This window comes from Sphingomonas sp. SORGH_AS_0438 (assembly GCF_031453475.1).
Taxonomy (GTDB): domain Bacteria; phylum Pseudomonadota; class Alphaproteobacteria; order Sphingomonadales; family Sphingomonadaceae; genus Sphingomonas.
This window is the reverse complement of sequence record NZ_JAVIZS010000001.1, coordinates 3,802,569-3,821,898: the sequence shown is the minus strand read 5'-3', so window position 1 is coordinate 3,821,898 and position 19,330 is coordinate 3,802,569. Positions and strand designations below refer to the sequence as shown.

General features: G+C 69.1%; 14 protein-coding genes, 1 tRNA gene and 1 pseudogene. 6 read left to right on the top strand and 10 right to left on the bottom strand.

Features of this window, described 5'->3' with window-relative positions; genetic code table 11:
• Window positions 1-27: 27 nt before the first annotated feature.
• The 4 genes from QE452_RS17955 to QE452_RS17940 form a co-directional block, all read right to left on the bottom strand.
• On the bottom strand, window positions 28-2,373 hold the full coding sequence (locus QE452_RS17955; RefSeq protein WP_309660127.1) for a TonB-dependent receptor domain-containing protein: 2,346 nt from the start codon (window positions 2,371-2,373) through the stop codon (window positions 28-30).
• A gap of 180 nt (window positions 2,374-2,553) precedes the next feature.
• Window positions 2,554-3,321, bottom strand: coding sequence for a Crp/Fnr family transcriptional regulator (locus QE452_RS17950; protein WP_309659984.1), 768 nt, complete (start codon window positions 3,319-3,321; stop codon window positions 2,554-2,556).
• Window positions 3,322-3,387: 66 nt separating this feature from the next.
• Entirely contained in the window at window positions 3,388-4,596 is a 1,209-nt protein-coding gene (locus QE452_RS17945) for an MFS transporter (RefSeq protein ID WP_309660128.1), read from the bottom strand.
• A 185-nt stretch (window positions 4,597-4,781) separates the two neighbouring features.
• Complete coding sequence (locus QE452_RS17940; RefSeq protein ID WP_309659985.1) at window positions 4,782-6,113, bottom strand: dihydroorotase; 1,332 nt, start codon at window positions 6,111-6,113, stop codon at window positions 4,782-4,784.
• A gap of 75 nt (window positions 6,114-6,188) precedes the next feature.
• Between QE452_RS17940 and QE452_RS17935 the strand changes: the two are divergent.
• A pseudogene (locus QE452_RS17935) lies at window positions 6,189-6,911 on the top strand (YgfZ/GcvT domain-containing protein); the annotation flags it as partial.
• A 9-nt stretch (window positions 6,912-6,920) separates the two neighbouring features.
• On the opposite strand, the gene QE452_RS17930 reads toward QE452_RS17935, so the two are convergent.
• Window positions 6,921-7,814 (bottom strand): peptidylprolyl isomerase, encoded by an 894-nt coding sequence (locus QE452_RS17930; RefSeq protein WP_309659987.1) that lies wholly within the window; start codon window positions 7,812-7,814, stop codon window positions 6,921-6,923.
• 88 nt (window positions 7,815-7,902) lie between these two features.
• Between QE452_RS17930 and QE452_RS17925 the strand changes: the two genes are divergently transcribed.
• The 4 genes from QE452_RS17925 to QE452_RS17910 all read left to right on the top strand — a co-directional run bounded on the left by QE452_RS17925 (window position 7,903) and on the right by QE452_RS17910 (window position 14,017).
• Window positions 7,903-7,993 (top strand) — tRNA-Ser (locus tag QE452_RS17925).
• A gap of 199 nt (window positions 7,994-8,192) precedes the next feature.
• On the top strand, window positions 8,193-10,301 hold the full coding sequence (locus tag QE452_RS17920) for a metallophosphoesterase (RefSeq protein ID WP_309659988.1): 2,109 nt from the start codon (window positions 8,193-8,195) through the stop codon (window positions 10,299-10,301).
• 79 nt (window positions 10,302-10,380) lie between these two features.
• Complete coding sequence (locus QE452_RS17915) at window positions 10,381-11,193, top strand: PEPxxWA-CTERM sorting domain-containing protein (RefSeq protein ID WP_309659989.1); 813 nt, start codon at window positions 10,381-10,383, stop codon at window positions 11,191-11,193.
• A 79-nt stretch (window positions 11,194-11,272) separates the two neighbouring features.
• Entirely contained in the window at window positions 11,273-14,017 is a 2,745-nt protein-coding gene (locus tag QE452_RS17910; protein WP_309659990.1) for a TonB-dependent receptor, read from the top strand.
• Between the two features lie 51 nt (window positions 14,018-14,068).
• On the opposite strand, the gene QE452_RS17905 is transcribed toward QE452_RS17910, so the two are convergent.
• From QE452_RS17905 to QE452_RS17895, 3 genes are read right to left on the bottom strand one after another with little or no spacing between them, the layout of a single operon-like run.
• A complete protein-coding gene (locus QE452_RS17905) occupies window positions 14,069-14,710 on the bottom strand; it encodes a heme exporter protein CcmB (RefSeq protein ID WP_309659991.1) in 642 nt (213 codons plus the stop codon).
• Window positions 14,704-15,294, bottom strand: a complete 591-nt coding sequence (gene ccmA / locus QE452_RS17900; RefSeq protein WP_309659992.1) for a heme ABC exporter ATP-binding protein CcmA — start codon at window positions 15,292-15,294, stop codon at window positions 14,704-14,706. The genes QE452_RS17905 and ccmA overlap by 7 nt, the downstream gene beginning before the upstream one ends.
• Entirely contained in the window at window positions 15,291-15,725 is a 435-nt protein-coding gene (locus QE452_RS17895; RefSeq protein ID WP_309659993.1) for a metallopeptidase family protein, read from the bottom strand. The genes ccmA and QE452_RS17895 overlap by 4 nt, the downstream gene beginning before the upstream one ends.
• Before the next feature lie 37 nt (window positions 15,726-15,762).
• Here QE452_RS17895 and QE452_RS17890 point away from each other — a divergent pair, with 37 nt between their 5' ends.
• A complete protein-coding gene (locus QE452_RS17890) occupies window positions 15,763-16,059 on the top strand; it encodes a 4a-hydroxytetrahydrobiopterin dehydratase (protein ID WP_206433099.1) in 297 nt (98 codons plus the stop codon).
• A 191-nt stretch (window positions 16,060-16,250) separates the two neighbouring features.
• On the opposite strand, the gene serA is transcribed toward QE452_RS17890, so the two are convergent.
• Window positions 16,251-17,828 carry a phosphoglycerate dehydrogenase gene (serA, locus tag QE452_RS17885; protein ID WP_309659994.1) on the bottom strand — a complete coding sequence of 526 codons (1,578 nt, stop codon included), beginning with the start codon at window positions 17,826-17,828 and terminating at the stop codon, window positions 16,251-16,253.
• 117 nt (window positions 17,829-17,945) lie between these two features.
• Window positions 17,946-19,100 carry a phosphoserine transaminase gene (locus tag QE452_RS17880; protein WP_309659995.1) on the bottom strand — a complete coding sequence of 385 codons (1,155 nt, stop codon included), beginning with the start codon at window positions 19,098-19,100 and terminating at the stop codon, window positions 17,946-17,948.
• Window positions 19,101-19,330 lie beyond the last annotated feature (230 nt).

Genomic DNA, 19,330 nt, shown 5'->3' with positions numbered 1-19,330 from the left:
CGCACAGGGCGACGGGGGCCGGCCGGCTCAGCGGAACTTGCCGCCGAGCGAGATGCCGATGATGCGCGGGTCGTTGAACACCGCCGCGTTGTAGTTCTCGATCACGCCCTTCAGGTTCTTCTCGTTGGTGACGTTGCGCGCGAACACCGCCAGTTCGAGATTGTCGTCCGGGGTGCGGTAACCGACCTTCACGCCGCCTTCGAAATTGCCCTTCGCGTAGAATTCCCGCGTCCGGTACAGCACGAAGTTGGTATAGCCCTGGATGTTCCAGTCGGTCGCCGCGAACAGCGTGCCGCCATTCGCCAGCGGCTGGTCCCAGCGCACCGTCGCGTCGAAATTATATTTCGGCGCATTGGGCAGCGGGTTGCCGTCGATCTTCGCCAGATAGACCGGACCGAAGGCGGTGGCGACGCGCCGCACCGGGTTGAGCACGGTGCAGGTCATCTGCCCGTTGAGCGCGCAGACCTGCGCCTCGGCATTGCGGTCCTTGATCTTCGAATGCAGCGCGCTGGCCCCCAGCGACAGGGTCAGCTCGCGACGCGGCTGCCAGGCGAGCTCCGCCTCCATGCCATAGGCGCGGGCCTTGTTCGCGTTGAACAGCACGCCGTTGCCGTCGGTGTCGTTGCCGTTCAGCTGGATGTCGTCGACCGTATAGGTGAACAGCGCCGTGTTGAAGCGCAGCGTATTGCCGAGCAGGTTCGACTTGGTGCCCACCTCATAGGAGACGATCGTCTCCGAATTGGCGGTCGAGAAGTCGGAGTTGAACACCGCCGAACGGCCCTGGATGGTCGGGCCGCGGAAGCCGCGGGCGACGCGGGCATAGACGCTGTTCGCCGGGTTCACCTGCCACAATGCACTGACGTCCCAGCTCGGCTGGGTGTCCGACAGGCGGACATCGGTGCGGCCCCGATAGGTGGCGACGTTCAGGGCGCTGTTCGCGGTCTTGAGCAGGCGGGTGCGCTTGGTATCCTCGGTCACGCGGCCGCCGGCGGTGATCGTGAGATTGTCGAGCAGCTTGAAGCTCGCCTGGCCGAAGCCCGCCCAGGAGGTGTTGGTGTTGCGCAGCCGCACCCAGTTGTTGGGGTTGGTGCCGATCAGGAAGGCGCGCTGGTAGAAGTCGGTCAGGTCGGCCGAATGGAAGTAGAAGCCGCCGATCTGCCAGTTGAAACGCCCCCCCGCCGGCGAGGCGAGACGCAGTTCCTGGGTATATTGGTCGAGGTCGCGCACCTGACCCTGGCTGAGGCCGAAGCCATTGGCCACGCCGTTCACCGGATAGAGCGCCGCCGCGCCGCCGTCCGTGTCGCCCCGGCTATAGCCCTTGGTCGTCTCATAGCCGCTGATCGCGGTCAGGATCGCCGGGCCGAAATCATAGGAGGCGTTCACCGACCAGCCGCGCGTCTCGTAGGACTGCGGATTATCCTGTCCCTCGTCATAGGCGACGACGCCGCGCGGCTCGGCCGACACGTCGTTGCTGCCGCGCTTCAGCGCGCCGCGATGGAACAGCGTCGAGGTGCCGTCATACCAGCGCGCATGGCCGGAGACGAGGACCGAGGCGCGGTCGGTCGGGGTGAGCAGCAGCTGCAGGCGCACGTCGCGCTCGTCGAAGCCGCCCATCGCATCCTTGCGCGGCGTGTTGGTGCGGTCGGCGCTGACCCCGGCGAAGCGGTTGTCGACCCAATTGTCGCGGTGCTGGATCAGCGCCGACAGGCGGAACGCCACCAGGTCCTGCGCGATCGGGCCGCCGACGCCCATGTCGAAGCTGTTGCTGCCATAGCTGCCGACCGAGGCCTGGCCGCGACCCTGGAAGGTCTGGCTGGGGCGGATCGTGTCGAACTTGATGATGCCGGCGGTGGTATTGCGTCCGAACAGCGAGCCCTGCGGTCCGCGCAGCACCTCGATCTGGTTGACGTCGAACACCGGGTTCGACTTCAGCACGACATGCTCCAGCACGATATCGTCCTGGATGATCGACACGGGCTGCGACGCGCCCAGGTAGAAATCGACATTGCCCAGGCCGCGAATGTAGAAACGCGGGAAGATGCGGCCGGTGGTCGTTTCGGCATAGAGACCGGGGACCCGGCCCGAAAGCGCCAGGATATCCTCGCCGCCCGCCATATAGTCACGCATCGACTGGCCGCTGACCACCGCGACCGAGATCGGCACGCGCTGGAGATTCTCGCTGCGACGCTCGGCGGTGACGGTGATTTCCTGCAACCCGTCCTCGGTGCCGGCGGGCGCGGCCGACTGGGTGGCGGCGGGATCGGGCGCGCCGGCGGGGCCGGTCTGTGCGGCGGCGGCCCCGCAGACGGACAGCGCGGCGATCCCCGCGCCCAGACGCAGGGCAGGCTTCAAGCAGGTACGAAACACGGATATTTCCCTTTTTTGGTCAAATCGGGGACAGGCCGATGTTTCTCGCCGTCATGCACCGCCGGACTCTTCGGCCCGGGCGGGGATGACGGACGCCTCCCGCAAACGGTCGGCCCGGTCCCAGGCCCGGCGCCGTAAAGCCCATATATGTCGGCATGATGGCACCGGCCTGGCCGGTGGCGGCAATCAGCGCGGACCGGCGTCCTCGGGCAGCCAGTCGGTGGCGATGCTGGCATAGCGATCGACGAAGCCGGTAAAGGCGACCAGCGCCGCATCGTCGAGCAGCGTCACGCGCTTGCCCGCGCGCGCGATCATGCCGCGCTCCTCCATCTCGCGGAAAGTGCGGTTGACGTGCACCTTGGTCAGGCCCAGCGCGTCGCCGATATCGGTCTGGGTCAGCGGCAGCTCGATCGTGTCGACCACGCCGCCCGCCGTGCTGCGCAACCGCGCGCGGATGTCGAGCAGCAGCGTCGCCAGCCGGTGGAGCGCGTCGGTGCGGCCCACCGAGGTCAGCCGGTCGCCCATCGCCACCGATTCCGCCGCCGCCATGGCATAGAGGAAGCCGCCGATCCGGCCGTGCCGCGCGAACAGCCGGCCCAGATCGGCCTTGCGCACCGGCGTGACGATGCAGTCGCTCACCGCCGTCAGCGTCGCGCCGGCATGATGCCAGGGGATGGACGAGGTGCCGATCAGGTCGCCGGGATAATGGAAGCGCAGGATCTGCCGCGTCCCGTCGGGCAGCCGGTTGGACAGGTGCAGCCAGCCCTGCTGGACGACGAACAGCGACACGACCGGATCGCCCGCCGTCAGCAACGGCTCGCCCGGCGTCAGCTTCTGCGGCACCCCCTCCAGCATGTCGAGCGCCGCTTCCTCGTCCGCGTCGAGCGACAGGTGGCGGGCGACGCGGATCGCCAATGCGCTCTTGCGGGGGGAAATGGGGCCGGCGCGGTTCATGTCCCCGACATGCCATGTCGACTTTGCCCCCGCAACGGGGTCAATCGTTTATCATATTTCCAGACATCAATCGCGCGCTCCGGACCACCGGGTCGGCCGCGCCAGCGTGGCCGAGACGGCCCAGATCGCCAGGCCGCCCAGCGCCAGCCCCGCCCCGACCCAGCCGGTCGAGGTCCAGCCCAGGCCGGCGGCGATCGCCAGCCCGCCCGCCCAGGGGCCGATCGCATTGGCGGTGTTGAACGCGCTGTGGTTGAGCGCCGCCGCCAGCGCCTGCGCATCGCCGGCCACGTCCATCAACCGGGTCTGGAGCACCGTGCCCAGCGCCCCGCCCAGACCGATCGCGAGCACGTCGACCAGCAGCCAGGGCAGATGCGGCGCGGCAAAGGGGAACAGCGCCAGCGCCGCCGCCGAGAAGACCAGCAACGCCCCCGCCGTCGGCATCAACGCCCGGTCGGCGAAGCGCGGCACGATCAGATTGCCCAGGGTCATGCCGATGCCGAACACCGCGAAGACCAGAGGCATCCAGGCAGCGGACACGCGCGTCACCTCCTGCAACGTCGTCGCCAGATAGGTGTAGACGCAGAACAGCCCGCCAAAGCCGATCGCCCCGGTGCCGAGCGTCAGCCACACCTGCGGCCGGCGCAGCGCGCCCAGTTCGCGAAACGGGCTGGCATCGCGGTCGGGCACGTCGCGGGCGACGAACAGCGCGACCAGCGCCGCCGTGGTCAGCGCCAGCACCGCGACGGTGGCGAAGGCCCAGCGCCAGCTGGCGATCTGGCCCAGCGCATTGGCCAGCGGCACGCCGACCACCGTCGCCGCCGTCAGGCCCAGCATCACCCGGCCGACCGCCCGCGTACGCTGCCCGGCCGGGACCAGCGATGCGGCGACCAAGGCGGCGATGCCGAAATAGGCGCCGTGCGGCAGGCCGGACAGGAAGCGCACGCCCAGCATCGTGCCATAATCGGGTGCGAGCGCGGACAGGGCGTTGCCCACCCCGAACATCAGCATCAGCGCGATCAGCAGCGTCCGCCGCGACCAGCGCGCGGCCGCCACCGCGATGGTCGGCGCGCCGACCACCACGCCCAGCGCATAGGCGCTGATGACATGGCCAGCGGTCGGCTCGTCGATCCCCAGGTCGCGCGCCATCATCGGCAACAGGCTCATCGTCGCAAATTCGGTCGTGCCGATCGCGAAGCCGCCCACCGCCAGGGCGAGATGGACGATGGCGGGACGCGCGGGGGCGCGCCCGTCCGGGGACAGGGCAATGCTGGTCATCGCGTCGAGGTCGGTGCGCGACCGGACAAGGTCAACCGCATGGAATGCGATTGGCATTGCAGCGAACGCATGTGGGCATGACCGGAAGGCTCCCCTCCGAGAAACCGGGACGCCGGCCCGTCGATCCTGGCGCCACCCCGCGCCGGGATGGTCACGGGGCAGAAAACATCCCTGCCCCGCCCCGATCAGCCGAAATCGACCGCCTCGAACCGGATCGGCTCGCCCTGCGCGCGTTCGCCGAGCTGATCCTCCCACATCGCGACATGGCCGCGCACGATCGTGCCGATCGGCTTGCCGGTCAGCGCCATGCCGGTGAAGGGCGACCAGCCGGCGCGGCTCGCCAGCCAGGCCTCGTCCACCGTCCACTGCTTGCGCCGGTCGACGATCGTGAAGTCGGCATCATAGCCGCGCACGATCCGCCCCTTGCCGACGATGCCGAACACGCGCTGCGCGCCCGCGCTGGTCAGTTCGATCAGGCGCTGCATCGTCAGCCGGCCCTCGGCGACATGGTTGAGCAGCAGCGGCAGCAGCGTCTGCACGCCGGGCATCCCGCTCGGGCTGTCGGGATAGGGCTTGGCCTTCTCCTCCAGCGTGTGCGGCGCATGGTCGGAACCGATCACGTCGGGCACGCCCTGGTTCAGCCAGTGCCACAGGCCATCGCGATGCGCGCCGCTGCGGATCGGCGGGTTCATCTGCGCCAGCGTGCCCAGCCGCGGATAGGCCTCCTCGCCCGCCAGCGTCAGATGCTGGGGCGTCACCTCGCAGGTGGCGATGTCCTTGTTCTGGCCCAGCAGTTCCAGCTCGGCCGGGGTGGTGACGTGCAGGACGTGGATGCGCCGCTTCGCCGCGCGGGCCAGCGCCAGGATACGCTTGGTCGCGAGCAGCGCGCTCTCGTCGTCGCGCCAGACCGGATGCGACGCCGGGTCGCCCGCGATCCGCTCGCCCGCCCGCGCCTGCATCCGCGCCTCGTCCTCGGCATGGATGGCGACGCGGCGATGGCCGGAGGCCAGCACGTCCGCCAGCGACGAATCCTCCGACACCAGCAGGTCGCCGGTCGAGGCGCCCATGAAGATCTTCACCCCCGCCGTGCCCGGCCGCCGCTCCAGCGCGGCGAGGTCGGCGGCATTGGCGTTGGTCGCGCCGACATAGAAGGCATGGTCGCACCACATGCGATGATGCGCGCGCGCCAGCTTGTCGTCGATCGCCGCCGCGCTGTCGGTATTGGGCTTGGTGTTCGGCATCTCGAACACGGCGGTCACGCCGCCCATCACCGCCGCGCGGCTGCCGGTCTCCAGATCCTCCTTGTGGGTCAGGCCCGGCTCGCGGAAATGGACCTGGGTGTCGATCACGCCGGGCAGGATGTCGAGCCCGGTGCAGTCGATCCGCCGGCCCGCATCGGCCGGGCTGCCGGGGGCGACCAGCGCGACGATGCGGCCGTCGGTCACGCCCACCGAAGCCTCGACGGGGCCGCCGGGCGTGTGGACCGTACCGCCGGAGAGGAGCAGGTCGAACGTCATGGGGCCATCCTTTCGTTGCATTCACGGTGCGTGCCGAGGCTTTCGCCGGGCGCGGCGCCCTCCTACCTTGGCGACATGAACGAGACTAGTCCGGGAATGCTCGCCGATCGCACCGTGTTGCGCGTCGCGGGCGATGATGTGCGCGGCTTCCTCCAGGGGCTGGTGACCAACGACTGCGCGGCGCTCGCGCCCGATGCGCCGCGCTGGGCCGCGCTGCTCAGTCCGCAGGGCAAGGCGCTGTTCGACTTCCTCCTCTGGGCGGACGGCGACGATGTGCTGGTCGATGCGGAGGCCGCGCAGGCCGAGGCGCTGGCGAAGCGGCTGACCCTCTATCGTCTGCGCCGCGCGATCACGATCACGCCGACCGACCTCAAGGTGCACTGGTCGCCCGATGGCGGCCAGGGCGTGCCCGACCCCCGACTGGCGGCGCTGGGCGGGCGCTGGCTCGCCCCCGCCGGGCCGGACGCCGCCGTGGCGCAGGGCTGGACCGCGCATCGCCTGGGGCTGGGCGTGACCGAGGGGGTGGGCGAGCTCGGCTCGGCCGAGACGCTGTGGCTGGAATGCAATGCGCGCGAGCTGAACGGCGTCAGCTTCACCAAGGGCTGCTATGTCGGGCAGGAGAATACCGCGCGGATGCACCATCGCAGCAAGGTGAACCGGCGGCTGGTCGTCGCGCCGCTGGCCGAGCCGGGCGACCGGACGCGTGCCACCTATCCCGCACTCGGCCTGATGGTGGAGCATCGCCGCGTCGAATCGCTTGGCGATGCGCTCAGGCCCGACTGGCTGGCGGCGGCGCTGGGCCGAGACCTAAGGCAGGCGGCGCACCGGCGGCAGCGCGGCGCAGATGTCCGCCCCGCCCGCCGGCACGGTGAAGAAGGGGCCTGCGCGATTCTCGCGGCTCGCGATCCAGGCGCGGAAGCGCGCATTGTCGGTGCGGCGATAGGCGAAGTGCGGGCGCTCGGCCGCCGGCAGGTCGCTGGCCAGCCGCGCCGAGACGATCGGCAGCCGCTCGCCCTCCGTCTTGTAGAAGCCCAGCTCGCCGGTGCCGCGCGGCAGGACGGACAGCCGCTCGATCCCGTCGATCACCCGGCCGACGATCGCGATATTGCGGTCGAGCGCGCGCGGCGAATGGCCGATCACCGTATAGAGCTCGGCCCCGCTGCCGGTATCCGGGGCCAGGTCGCGCGCCACCCCGACCATGGCATAGCAATGCGGCACCCATTGCCGCGCGCCGCTGCCCGCCAGTGGCCAGCCGTCGCGGCTATAGCCCGCCCATTCGGCATAGGGATCGCGCCGCGACAGCCGCGCCGCCACGGTCGCGGCCTCAGCGGGCTGGTCATATTCGGCGGGCGGCGGCGTGACGAGGCCGGCGGGCAGCGCCTTCTTCTCGGTCGCGTCGCCCCATTGGGCGACATAATTGTCCTGCACCCGGTAGACGCTGGCCCCCGCATCCCACCAGCGCGCGGCCGCCAGCCGCCGGATATTGGCGACATGCACCGGCGCATAGGGCGCGGCCAGCCGCACCGTCACCGTGCCGCCACCGCGCAGTGTGAAGATGAGCAGATCGTCATCGGGGATCGCCACCCAATCCGCCGGCAGCGCATCGCCGGGCGCCGGCGCGACCTTGGGCGAAACCGGCGCGGGCGCGGGCGTGGCGGGCGTCGCGGCCTGGAGCAGGCCGGCGAGAAGCAGGATCGACATGGCCGCGAACCTGCCCGAGCGGCTTTCGTTGCGCAATCGACTTGCGCGACGCGCGATCGGGCTCTAGGGCACCGCTTCCGGGTAATGCGGAGCGGTGGCCGAGTGGTCGAAGGCGCTCGCCTGGAAAGTGAGTATACGTCAAAAGCGTATCGAGGGTTCGAATCCCTCCCGCTCCGCCACCATCTCCTACATGTGCTGACATGATCCCTTAGCGGCCCCGTGCCGGTCGCGGCTGCCATACGCATGGAGAAACCCCCTCCAAACATGACGTTAACGCCATATTTGTCATGCCGCAGAAATATGCCCGAAACGGACATGTAACAGGACCAATCTAGGGCCATTCCCGGACCGGCGCATAGGCCGGCAAGGGGAAATCACATGTCATCCGAGAAGGAAGGGCGCGGCCTGGGGCGCGTGGCCGATCGTCGGGCGTTGCTGCGCAGCGTCGCCGGCTTCACCACGCTGCCGATCGGCGCGGCGCTGTTGTCGGGCTGTGGCGAGGGGAGCGGCACCGCCGCCGCGACCGCCAGCGCCGGCACCGATGCGGTCGCGATGGGCGCCGGCCGCACGCCGGCCGCGACCACCAGCTTCGCGCTCGCGGTGCTGCCCGACACGCAATTCTATTCGCGCTATGCGACGACTGACGAAAGCCAGCAGTTCCAGCGCAAGTACGGCAGCACGCCGTTCGACGCGCAGACCCGCTGGATCGCGGACAATGCCGCCGCCTACAACATCCCCTTCGTCGTGCATCTGGGCGACGTGGTCGACCAGGTCGGCAAGCCCAACCAGTGGACGATCGCCGACGCGGCGATGAAGAACCTGGAGGCCGCCAAGGTCCCCTATTCAATCCTGGCCGGCAATCACGACGTGCTGGTCGATTACGACTATCGCGGCAGCTGGGACCAGAACAGCGGCACCGACGCACAGCGCAACCTGTCGGCCGAACCCTATCTCAAGACCTTCCCGGCGAGCCGGGCCGCGCAGCAGGCGACGTTCCGGGAGCGCGATTCGTCGGGCTTCCACGAATATCATGTGTTCGAGGCGTTCGGCGTCCGGTTCATGGTGCTGTCGCTGTCGTGGCGCATCTCCGACGCCGGCATCGCCTGGGCCCGTGACGTGATCCGCCGCAACCCGACGCTGCCGGTCATCCTGTCCAACCACCAGCTGCTCAACATCGACAGCGACGGCATCAGCCCGCTCGAGACCGAATATGGCAAGATGCTGTGGGACAAGCTGATCCGCGACAACGACCAGATCTTCATGACGCTGAACGGCCATCATCATGGCGGCGCGCGGCTCAGCAAGACCAACGACTTCGGCAATGTCGTCGAGGAGATGGTGGTCGATTACCAGATGGCCTATCAGGGCGGCAACGGCCTGATGCGGCTCTATGAGTTCGACTTCGGCGCCAACACGATCGACGTGATGTCCTTCTCGCCCTGGGTGGTGCAGAAGCCCAAGGCGTCGCTCAACCAGTTCGACCGCGCGATCCTGCCCGAGGCGAACCACCGCTTCACCATCGCGATGAACTTCAAGAAGCGGTTCGCCGGTTTCCTGCGGTTCCGGCCCGTCCTGTCGACCACCGGCACGCCGATCCTGGCGCGCGTCCAGTCGAAGCTGCTGGAGAATTATGTCGAGCCGGTGGTGCCGGTGCCCGCCGCGCCCAGGGATGCCAACGACTATCCGGTGGTGCCCGATACCTATGCCCATTGGCGGCCGAAGCCGGGGCGCGACGGGCAGATCGTGCAGGTCGGCGACACGCTGGCCGATGTCGCCAACGGCTTCACCATGGCGCGCGTGCCGCTGGTCGCGCCGGCGCTGGTCGACGATGTGGTCTGGTCCGACGACCATCATGCCCTGTCCTCGGCCGGGGCGAGCATCCTGTTCCGCAACACCGACAAGCGGGTGGCGCGCAACAGCTCCTTCGCCACCGCGATGGATGCGGGCGTGAACGGCCGCAGCTTCTGGAACGGCTATACGGTCGAGAGCTTCGTCAAGATTCCGACCGACTGGGACCCGGCGCTGCACCGCTGGGGCAACATGCTCGGTCGCTGCGGCAATCGCGGGCTGCTGCCCGGCTTTCGCGGTGGCGATGCGCAGGCCTCGTCGGTGCTGTTCGCCATCTCGTCGCTGCGCGAGGTGCAGTGGGAGGTCGTGCCGGCCAGCAACTCCAGCTATCCGCAGACCAACTGGTCGGGCGAGATCATCCGCAACAGCTGGTATCACATCGCCATCGTCTGCACGCCGATCGTCGGCACCACCAATGCCGAGACGATCATGTATGTCGAGGGCGCGCCGGTGATGCGCAACGTGACCGGCGCCGCCGGCATGCGCTCCGCCACCAATCCGGGGCCGCAGCCCTGGATCCTGGGCGCGGGCTGGTGGGACGGCGCGCGCAAGGACGGCTTCTATGGCTGGCTGGGCGAGACCCGGCTGGTCGGCCGCCCGCTGACCCCCGACCAGTGGCTGACCGCGCGCCGCGCCTGACGCCGAGCCTGCCCCTTCCAGCCGATGCCGGCGCGGCGCGCGCAGCCGCCCGCATCGGCGCGACCTTCGGAGATTTTCGATGACCTTCCGCAAAGCGGCGACCGCCGCCGCCATTGCCGCGCTTGCCCTTCCCGCCGCCGCCCAGGCCGCGCAGTTCCAGGCCAGCGCCGACATCTTCACCGGCACCGGTTTCGCCGGCCGCTATGTCGGCCCGGGCGGCCAGGTGCAGCCGAGCGCCCAGTGGCTGGGCGGCGTGCAGGGCGGCGGCGCCGGCACGTTCGACAATTTCGGCTTCTACAATCGCGGCGTCGGCGCGCTGACCCAGAGCCGGCAGGTCGAGTTGCTGAGCGGCAACCTGTTCCGGTTCCTCGACACCTTCACCAACACCACCGGCGCGCGAATCCGCACCACGGTCCAGTTCTTCGGCAATCTGGGGTCGGACGGCGACGAGCTGGTCAGCACCAAGGCCGGCGGCCTGATGGTGTCCTGCCAGGACGATGGCGACGGCAACTGCACCGAGGATGCGGTGATCGCGCTGGTCGCCGGCAATAACGGGCTGGCGCAACAGGGCATCGCGCCCGATCGCTACACGGTCGGCTTCGACCTGGACGTGGCGGCAGGGCAGAGCGTCAGCCTGCTCAACTTCGCCTTCCTGGCGCGCGACATGGACGGCCCGACCGCCGACGACGTAACGCTGGCGACCGAGACCGGCCGCGCGCTGCTCACCGCCGCGCGGGTCGAGGGGCTGACCGACGCGCAGCGCGCCAGCATCGTCAACTTCTCCGCCAGCGCGCTGCCCGAACCGGCGAGCTGGGTGATGATGATCCTGGGCTTCGGCCTGGTGGGCGGGATGCTGCGCCGCCGCCGCGCCCTCGTCGCGCTCGCCGCCTGATCCACGACCGCGCCTGATCCGGGACGTCGCCGATCCGGCGGCGCCCCGACCCTTTTCCTATCTTCCGAAGAGTATTCCCATGTTGCTGAAGACCAAGCTGCTGCTGTCCGGCGCCGCGGCCTCCACCCTGTTCGTCGCCAGCCTGGCCGCCGCGCAGGACGCCCCGCCCGCCGCCCAGCAGACCGCGACCGACCAGACCGCCACCGAATCGCTGGTCAGCGACATCGTCGTCAACGGCCGCCGCCAGCAAAGCGCGATCGCCGAGGAGAAGGCGGCGGTCGGCGTCGTCGATATCGTCACCGTCGGCGACGTCGCCATCCACTCGCAGACCAGCATCGCCGACCTCGCCAAGCAGCTGCCCGGCGTGTCGGTCAGCCGCGACCAGGGCCGCAACCAGAGCGCGACCGGCGAGGCGCAGTTCGTCACGATCCGCGGCTTCGACGCCAGCTACAATGCCTATACGCTGGACGGGCTGCGCCTGCCGCAGACGGCGGGCAGTTCGCGGGCCATCTCACTCAACCTCTTCTCCCCCTTCGCGATCGGCAACATCATCATCGACAAGACGCCGGCCGCGAACAAGGATTCGGACTCGATCGCGGGCATCATCGACCTGCGCACCCCGACCGCCTTCGACTTCGCCCAGCATTTCCTGCGCGCCCGCGTGCTGGCGCAGGGGGCTGAGCAGGCGATCGCCCAGAAGCAGGAGGGGTTCGGCGGCGCGATCGGCCTGGACACCGCGCAGCGTTTCGGCGCGTCGAACCAGTTCGGCCTTTATCTGGCCGGCTATTATGAGGAACGCGGCAACACCGCCGAATCGACCGCCGTGCAGAACGACTATCGCACCACCATGGCCAATGTCGGCACCGCGCGCGCCAATCCGACCGCGCTGTCGGCGGACGGGGTGCAGTGGAATTTCTACAACAACAAGATCAAGCGCTACGGCGCGACCGGCTCGTTCGACTATCGCACCGATCCGCTCGACCTGTTCGCACGGGTCAATTACGCGACCTATTTCAACACCAACACGATGAACCAGACGGGCCTGCGCAACGAGCTGACTAGCGGCCAGACCAATCCCAATCCGGGTGGCGGCCGCTACAATGCGGCGGGCGTCTTCACCCCCTATGGCATCAACCCGGCCAGCTATTTCCGCACCGAGGATGTCGAACAGGAACTGCTGTCGGCGCAGATCGGCGCGCACGCCCATGCCGGCGCCTTCACCGCCTCGCTGGAGGGCGGCTATGCCGATGGCCGGTTCGACCAGCCGCGGCGGATCGAGGCGGCCTTCCGCGGCATCGCCTATAACGGCGCGGCCGGGAATACCGGCGTCGCGACCGAGGGGCTGACCATCGACCTCAGCGACCCGCGCTCGCCGCGCCCAGTGCTGTCCTCGGGCGCGCAGGCCTATGTCGGCTCGCTCGACCGGCCGAGCCAGCTCTATATCCAGCAGGGCTATGATTATCTGACCGAGCGCAAGAAGACGCTGAAGGGCAGCATCGGCTGGACCGGCGAGGGCGTGCTGGCGTCGTTCGAGGTCGGCGGCCTGTACGAGGATTCGCATCGCGAGGGCCGCAGCCTCGCGCCCGACGAGACGCGCTATCGCTTCAAGACGCCGCTCCAGAACGGCACCGTCGCCGGCCCCACGATCAACCAGTATCTGGGCCAGGTGCTGACTAGCTTCCTGGACTATTACCCGGCGCGGCCGATCAAGGTGCTGTCGCGGTCGCAGCTCGACGCGCAGCAGAGCGAATATGTGCCCGCGCGCATCGCCGCCGTGTCGCAGACCACGATCAACAGCGGGCTGCGCGACGGAAATGAGAAGCGCAAGACCGCCTATGCCATGGCCAATCTGAAGGCGGGCACGCTGGAGGTGACGCCGGGCGTCCGCTACGAGGCGAACGATTTTTCCGGCCGCTTCTATTTCCGCAACGCGGACGGCAGCTACACCTTCGCCACGGCGGGGCGGAAATACGACCATGTCGACCCTAGCGTGCTGGCGGCGTGGCGGCCGAACGACCGGATCGTGGTGCGCGGCGCGGTGCGGTCCAGCTATGCGCGGCCCGGCTTCGACCTGATCGCCGGCCCGACCTCGATCTCGACCAGCAATGGCCAGACCGTCATCACCCAGCCCAATCCGAATCTGAAGCCGGTCGACGGCTGGAGCTATGACGCGGGGATCGAATATTATGGCGGCGTCGGCCGCTATGTGCAGATCGCGGCCTACTATAAGGACCTGAACAACTTCATCGTCTCGACCGCGTCGCGCTCCGCCGCCAACCAGCCGGGCGCGGACAATGTCGTCTATGTCCACCCGATCAACGGCGGCAGCGGCACGGCGAAGGGCATCGAGGCCTCGGGCCGCTTCACGCTGGGCGACATGGTGGGATCGTCGATGCTCGGCAATGTCGGCGTCGGCGGCAACATCACCTATCAGCGGACGCGCGCCACCTACATGGTCTCGGCCACCGACAGCCGCACGACCAGCCTGCCCCAGGCGCCCGACCTGATCTTCAACGCGGAGATCTTCTACGCCAGCGACGTGGTGCGGACGAACCTGTGGTACAACCGCACCGGCCGTTTCCTGGCGACCGTGCAGGATTCGCAGCCGGACATCTATGTCCAAGCGGCGGGCGAGCTGAACTTCGGCCTGGCGTTCAAGGTCACGCCGAACCTGGAGATCGGCGGATCGGTGCGCAACCTGCTCAACGAGCACACCTATTGGGCGACCACGGGGGCGGCGAAGACCTATATCTCGCCCGACCGCAATGGCGGTTATATGAAGACGGGGCGCGTCTTCCAGTTCAGCCTGACCATGTCGCGCTGAGGCTCGCGGGGGCCGGGCATCGCCCCGGTCCCCGTCACCCGGCGGAGGACGTCAATCCATCCCCGCCCGGATCGCCGCGCCGGCCACGAACGGGCTGCCGGCGACGAGCAACAGGCTGGTCGCGGCGAGCAGCTTGAACGCGCCCGCCCCGCCCTCCGCCAGCGCGCCCGCGCCGAAGATCAGCAGCGGCACCGCCAGCGGCAGCATCAACAGCCCGGCAAGCGCGCCCGCGCCGCGAAAGCCGGCGGTCAGTGCCGCCACCGCCACCGCCAGGGCGGCGAGCGCCGGCGTACCGATCAGCAGGCCCAGCTCCACCCGCCACAGCAGGACACCGGGCAGGCCGAGCAACCCCGCCGCCGCGACCGCCGCCGCCATCAACGGCGGTGCGAAGGTCAGCCAGTGCGCCACCATCCGCGCGGCGGCGACCAGCGCCAGCGACAGGCCACGCACCGCCAGCTGGTCGAACACGCCCTGTTCTAGGTCCGGCGCGACCAGCCGCTCGACCGGCAGCAGCGCCGCGAGCAGCGCCGCCGCCCAGATCACCCCGCCGCCGATCCGCGCCAGCAACCCCGCATCCGGTCCAATCGCGAAGGGAAAGAGCGTCGCCACTAGCAGGAAGAAGATCACGACCAGGGTCGCGCCGCCGCCCGCATAGCCGCGCCGCACGTCGCGGGCGATAAGCGCGATCAGCATGGCGCCTCCGCCATCGCGGTCAGCTCGACCGCCTGCGCGCCCGGCAACGCCAGCGGCACGTGCGTCGCGACCAGCACCGCGCCGCCGCCGGCCCGGTGCGCGGCGACCAGTGCCTCCAGCCGCGCGACCGCCGCGACATCCAGTCCGTTCGCCGGCTCGTCGAGCAACCACAGCGCCGCGCCGCTCGCCACCACCCGCGCCAGCGCGGCCCGGCGGCGTTGCCCGGTGGACAACATCTTCACCGGCACGTCGCGCAGCGCCGCCAGCTCGACCGCTTCCAGCGCCGCCGCCACCCGGTCGCGACCGCCGTCCAGCCGCGCCCAGAAATCGAGCGCCCGCCCCAGGGGCAGTTCCGGATCGAGCGCCGCCGCCTCGCCCAGCAAGGTGCGCGACGGTGCGACCACGCGTCCCGCCGCCGGCGCCAGCAGCCCGGCGCACAGCCGCAACAGGCTCGACTTGCCGACGCCGTTCGGCCCGGTGACCACCGCCGCCGCGCCCGCCGCCAGCCGCAGGTCGAGCCCGGCGAACAACATCCGCCCGCCCCGGACGCAGGCGACCCCCTCCAGCGTCAGCGGCGCGCTCAATCCTCCACCGAATCTTCCAGCGCGTGCATGTCGTCATCCGACAGGCCGAAATGATGGCCGATCTCATGCACCGTGACATGCGCGACCAGATCGTCCAGCCGCACGCCCGTCTCGATCCATTCCTCCAGGATCGCCCGGCGATAGAGATGGATGCGATCGGGCATCGCGCCCGACTCCATCGCCGATTTCTCGCCGATCGGGCGACCGTTGTAGAGGCCGGTCAGCTCGAACGGGTCGTCCAGGCCCAGCGCCGCCAGCACCTCGTCATCGGCGAACTCCTCGACCAGCAGCACCACATCGCCCAGATGCGCGGCGAAGGCGGGGGGCAGGCGCTCGATCGTCGCGCGGGCGACCGATTCGATCCAGGCGGCGTCGGGCGCTTCTGCGAAATCGGGGCGGGCGGGGTCTTGCCGATCCATGCCGACCGCCATAGGCCCGCGCGGGCCGTAGGGGCAATAAGGGGAGCGGATGATGGTCGAGGCACTCAGCGAAGCGGAACGGGCGGAAGCGCTCGACGGCCTGCCCGAATGGGACCATGACGAGGCGCGCGACGCGATCACGCGCACCATCGTCTTCGCCGATTTCATCGAGGCGTTCGGCTTCATGACGCAGGTGGCGCTGATCGCCGAGCGGATGAACCATCATCCCGAATGGTCGAACGTCTACAACCGCGTCGAAATCCTGCTCACCACCCATGACGCGGGCGGCCTGTCCCCGCGCGACATCGACATGGCCCAGGCGATCGACGCGATCGTCGAGGAGTAAAATCCTTCCCCGCCGGGGAGTATCGCAAGCCCCCTTCCTGCCATCCCGGCGAAGGCCGGGATCCAGTGGGGGGACGCTGGCAGGCTTTCACCTCCGCTTCCAAACCGGACCCCGGCCTTTGCCGGGGTGGAGCGTGAGAAAGACGGTAGCCAACCCTTTGCGACGCCCCCCGGCAGGGAAGCGTCAAGCGATCAGAACGACAGGCCCATGGCGGTCTTCACGCCCGGCAGCCCCTTGACCTGCGCCAGCAGCCCGGCGGTCACCGGCTCGTCGACCGACAGCAGCAGCACCGCCTCGCCGCCTGCCGAGCGGCGGCCGAGGTGGAAGGTGCCGATATTGACGCCCGCCTCGCCGAGCGTGGTGCCGAGCCGGCCGATGAAGCCCGGCGCGTCCTCGTTGACGACATAGAGCATCGAGCCGACCAGATCGGCCTCGACCTTGATGCCGAACAGCTCGACCAGACGCGGCGCCTGGTCGCCGAACAGCGTGCCGGCGACCGAACGCTCGCCATCGGCAGTGCGCACCGCGACGCGGACCAGCGTATGATAGTCGCCCTCGCGCTCCGAACGGATCTCGCGCACCTCGATGCCGCGATCGCGGGCGAGGAGCGGCGCATTGACCATGTTGACGGTCGCGGTCTGCGTCCCCAGGAAGCCGGCGAGCACCGCGCTGGTGATCGGCTTCTGGTTCAGCTCGGCCGCTGCGCCCTCGACATGCACCGAGATGCGGTCGATCGCGCCGGTCGACAACTGGCCGACCAGCGCGCCCAGCTTTTCCGCCAGCGCCATATAGGGCTTCAGCTTCGGCGCTTCCTCGGCCGACAGGCTGGGCATGTTGAGCGCGTTGGTGACGCCGCCCGACACCAGGAAATCGGCCATCTGCTCGGCGACCTGGATCGCGACATTGACCTGCGCTTCGGTGGTCGACGCGCCCAGATGCGGGGTGGAGATGAAGTTGGGCGTGTTGAACAGCGGCGATTCCTTCGCCGGCTCGGTCACGAACACGTCGAGCGCCGCGCCCGCGACATGGCCCGAATCGAGCCCCGCCTTCAGTGCTGCCTCGTCGATCAGGCCGCCGCGCGCGCAGTTGATGATGCGCACGCCCTTCTTGGTTTTGGCGAGATTCTCCGCCGACAGGATGTTGCGCGTCTGGTCAGTCAGCGGCGTGTGCAGCGTGATGAAGTCGGCGCGCGCCAGCAGCTCGTCCAGCGTCACCTTCTCCACGCCCATCTCCAGCGCGCGCTCCGGCGTCAGGAAGGGATCGAAGGCGACGACCTTCATCTTCAGCCCGCGCGCCCGGTCGGCGACGATCGAGCCGATGTTGCCCGCGCCGATCAGGCCCAGCGTCTTGCTGGTCAGCTCGACGCCCATGAAGCGGTTCTTCTCCCACTTGCCGGCCTGGGTCGAGGCATCGGCCTCGGGCAGCTGGCGGGCCAGCGCGAACATCAGCGCGATGGCGTGTTCGGCGGTGGTGATCGAATTGCCGAACGGGGTGTTCATCACCACCACGCCCTTGGCGCTGGCGGCGGGGATGTCGACATTGTCGACGCCGATGCCGGCGCGGCCGACGACCTTCAGCCTGGTCGCATGCTCCAGGATCTCCTTGGTGACCTTGGTCGAGCTGCGGATCGCCAGGCCGTCATAGTCGCCGATGATCGCCATCAGCTCGGCCGGCGTCTTGCCGGTGATCTCGTCCACCTCGACGCCACGCTCGCGGAAGATCTGCGCGGCCTTGGGGTCCATCTTGTCGGAAATGAGAACTTTGACCATGGGAATTTCCCTTTCATGCGCGAACCCGTGCTCCTGCGCACGCAGGAGCCCAGGGCCGCGGGCAACATCGTTTGAAACACTGGGCTCCCGCCTGCGCGGGAGCACGGAAGCGCGGGCTCAGCCCGCCTTGGCGGTGGCGTAGGCCCAGTCGAGCCACGGTCCGAGCGCCTCGATATCGGCGGTGTCGACCGTCGCGCCGCACCAGATGCGCAGGCCGGCCGGCGCGTCGCGATAGCCGGCGACGTCATAGGCCGCGCCTTCCTTCTCCAGCAGCGCCGCCATCTTCTTGATGAACGCCTCGTCCGCGCCCTGGACGGTCAGGCAGACGCTGGTCTTGGACCGCGTCGCCGGATCGGCCGCCAGATGGCCCAGCCAGTCACGCGCCTCGACGATCGCATCGAGCGCGGCGGCATTGGCGTCGGAGCGGGCGATCAGCCCGTTCTCGCCCAGCCCCTTGGCCCATTCCAGCGCGAAGATCGCATCTTCCACCGCCAGCATCGACGGGGTGTTGATCGTCTCGCCCTTGAACACGCCCTCGGCCAGCTTGCCCTTGGACACCAGGCGGAACACCTTGGGCAGCGGCCAGGCGGGGGTGTAGGTCTCCAGCCGCTCGACCGCGCGCGGGCCCAGGATCAGCACGCCATGCGCGCCCTCGCCGCCCAGCACCTTCTGCCAGGAAAAGGTCGCCACATCGATCTTGGCCCAGTCGATGTCATAGGCGAACACGCCTGAGGTCGCATCGGCGAAGGACAGGCCCTCGCGATCCGCCGGGATGAAGTCGGCGTTCGGCACGCGCACGCCGCTGGTGGTGCCGTTCCAGGTGAACAGCACGTCGGTGGACCAGTCGATCGCGCCCAGGTCGGGCAGCTGGCCGTAATCGGCGCGGATCACGGTCGGATCGATCTTGAGCTGCTTGACCGCATCGGTCACCCAGCCCTCGCCGAAGCTTTCCCAGGCGAGCGCGGTGACGCCGCGAGCGCCCAGCATCGTCCACATCGCCATTTCGAATGCGCCGGTGTCCGAGCCGGGGACGATGCCGATGCGATGCGTGTCGGGGAGCTTCAGCACCTCGCGCATCAGGTCGATGCAATATTGCAGCCGCTGCTTGCCGAGCTTCGAGCGGTGCGAACGGCCGAGGCTGTCCGTCGCGAGCTTGGCGGCATCCCAGCCTGGCGGCTTGGCGCAGGGACCGGAGCTGAAAAAGGGGCGGGCCGGCGTGGTGCCGGGCTTCGCGGGCGCAAGAGTGGCGTCGGCGGTAATCGTATCAGTCATTTAAGACTCTCCTCACAGAGAGCACGCGCGGCGTTGGGACCGCGTGGCCCGTCGACGGCCCTAGGCGAAAGCCGACCGCTTGCCAACCTGGATTTGGTCCGGCTGGACGATTAGGGGGAGGTCGGCACGAGCCGACAGTGGCAGGCAAATGCGACGCCTGGACCCAAGGCCCTGCAAAGGCGGCGCTTTGCGCCTGGCAGGGGATGGTTGCCGAGGTCGACGTTCCACGC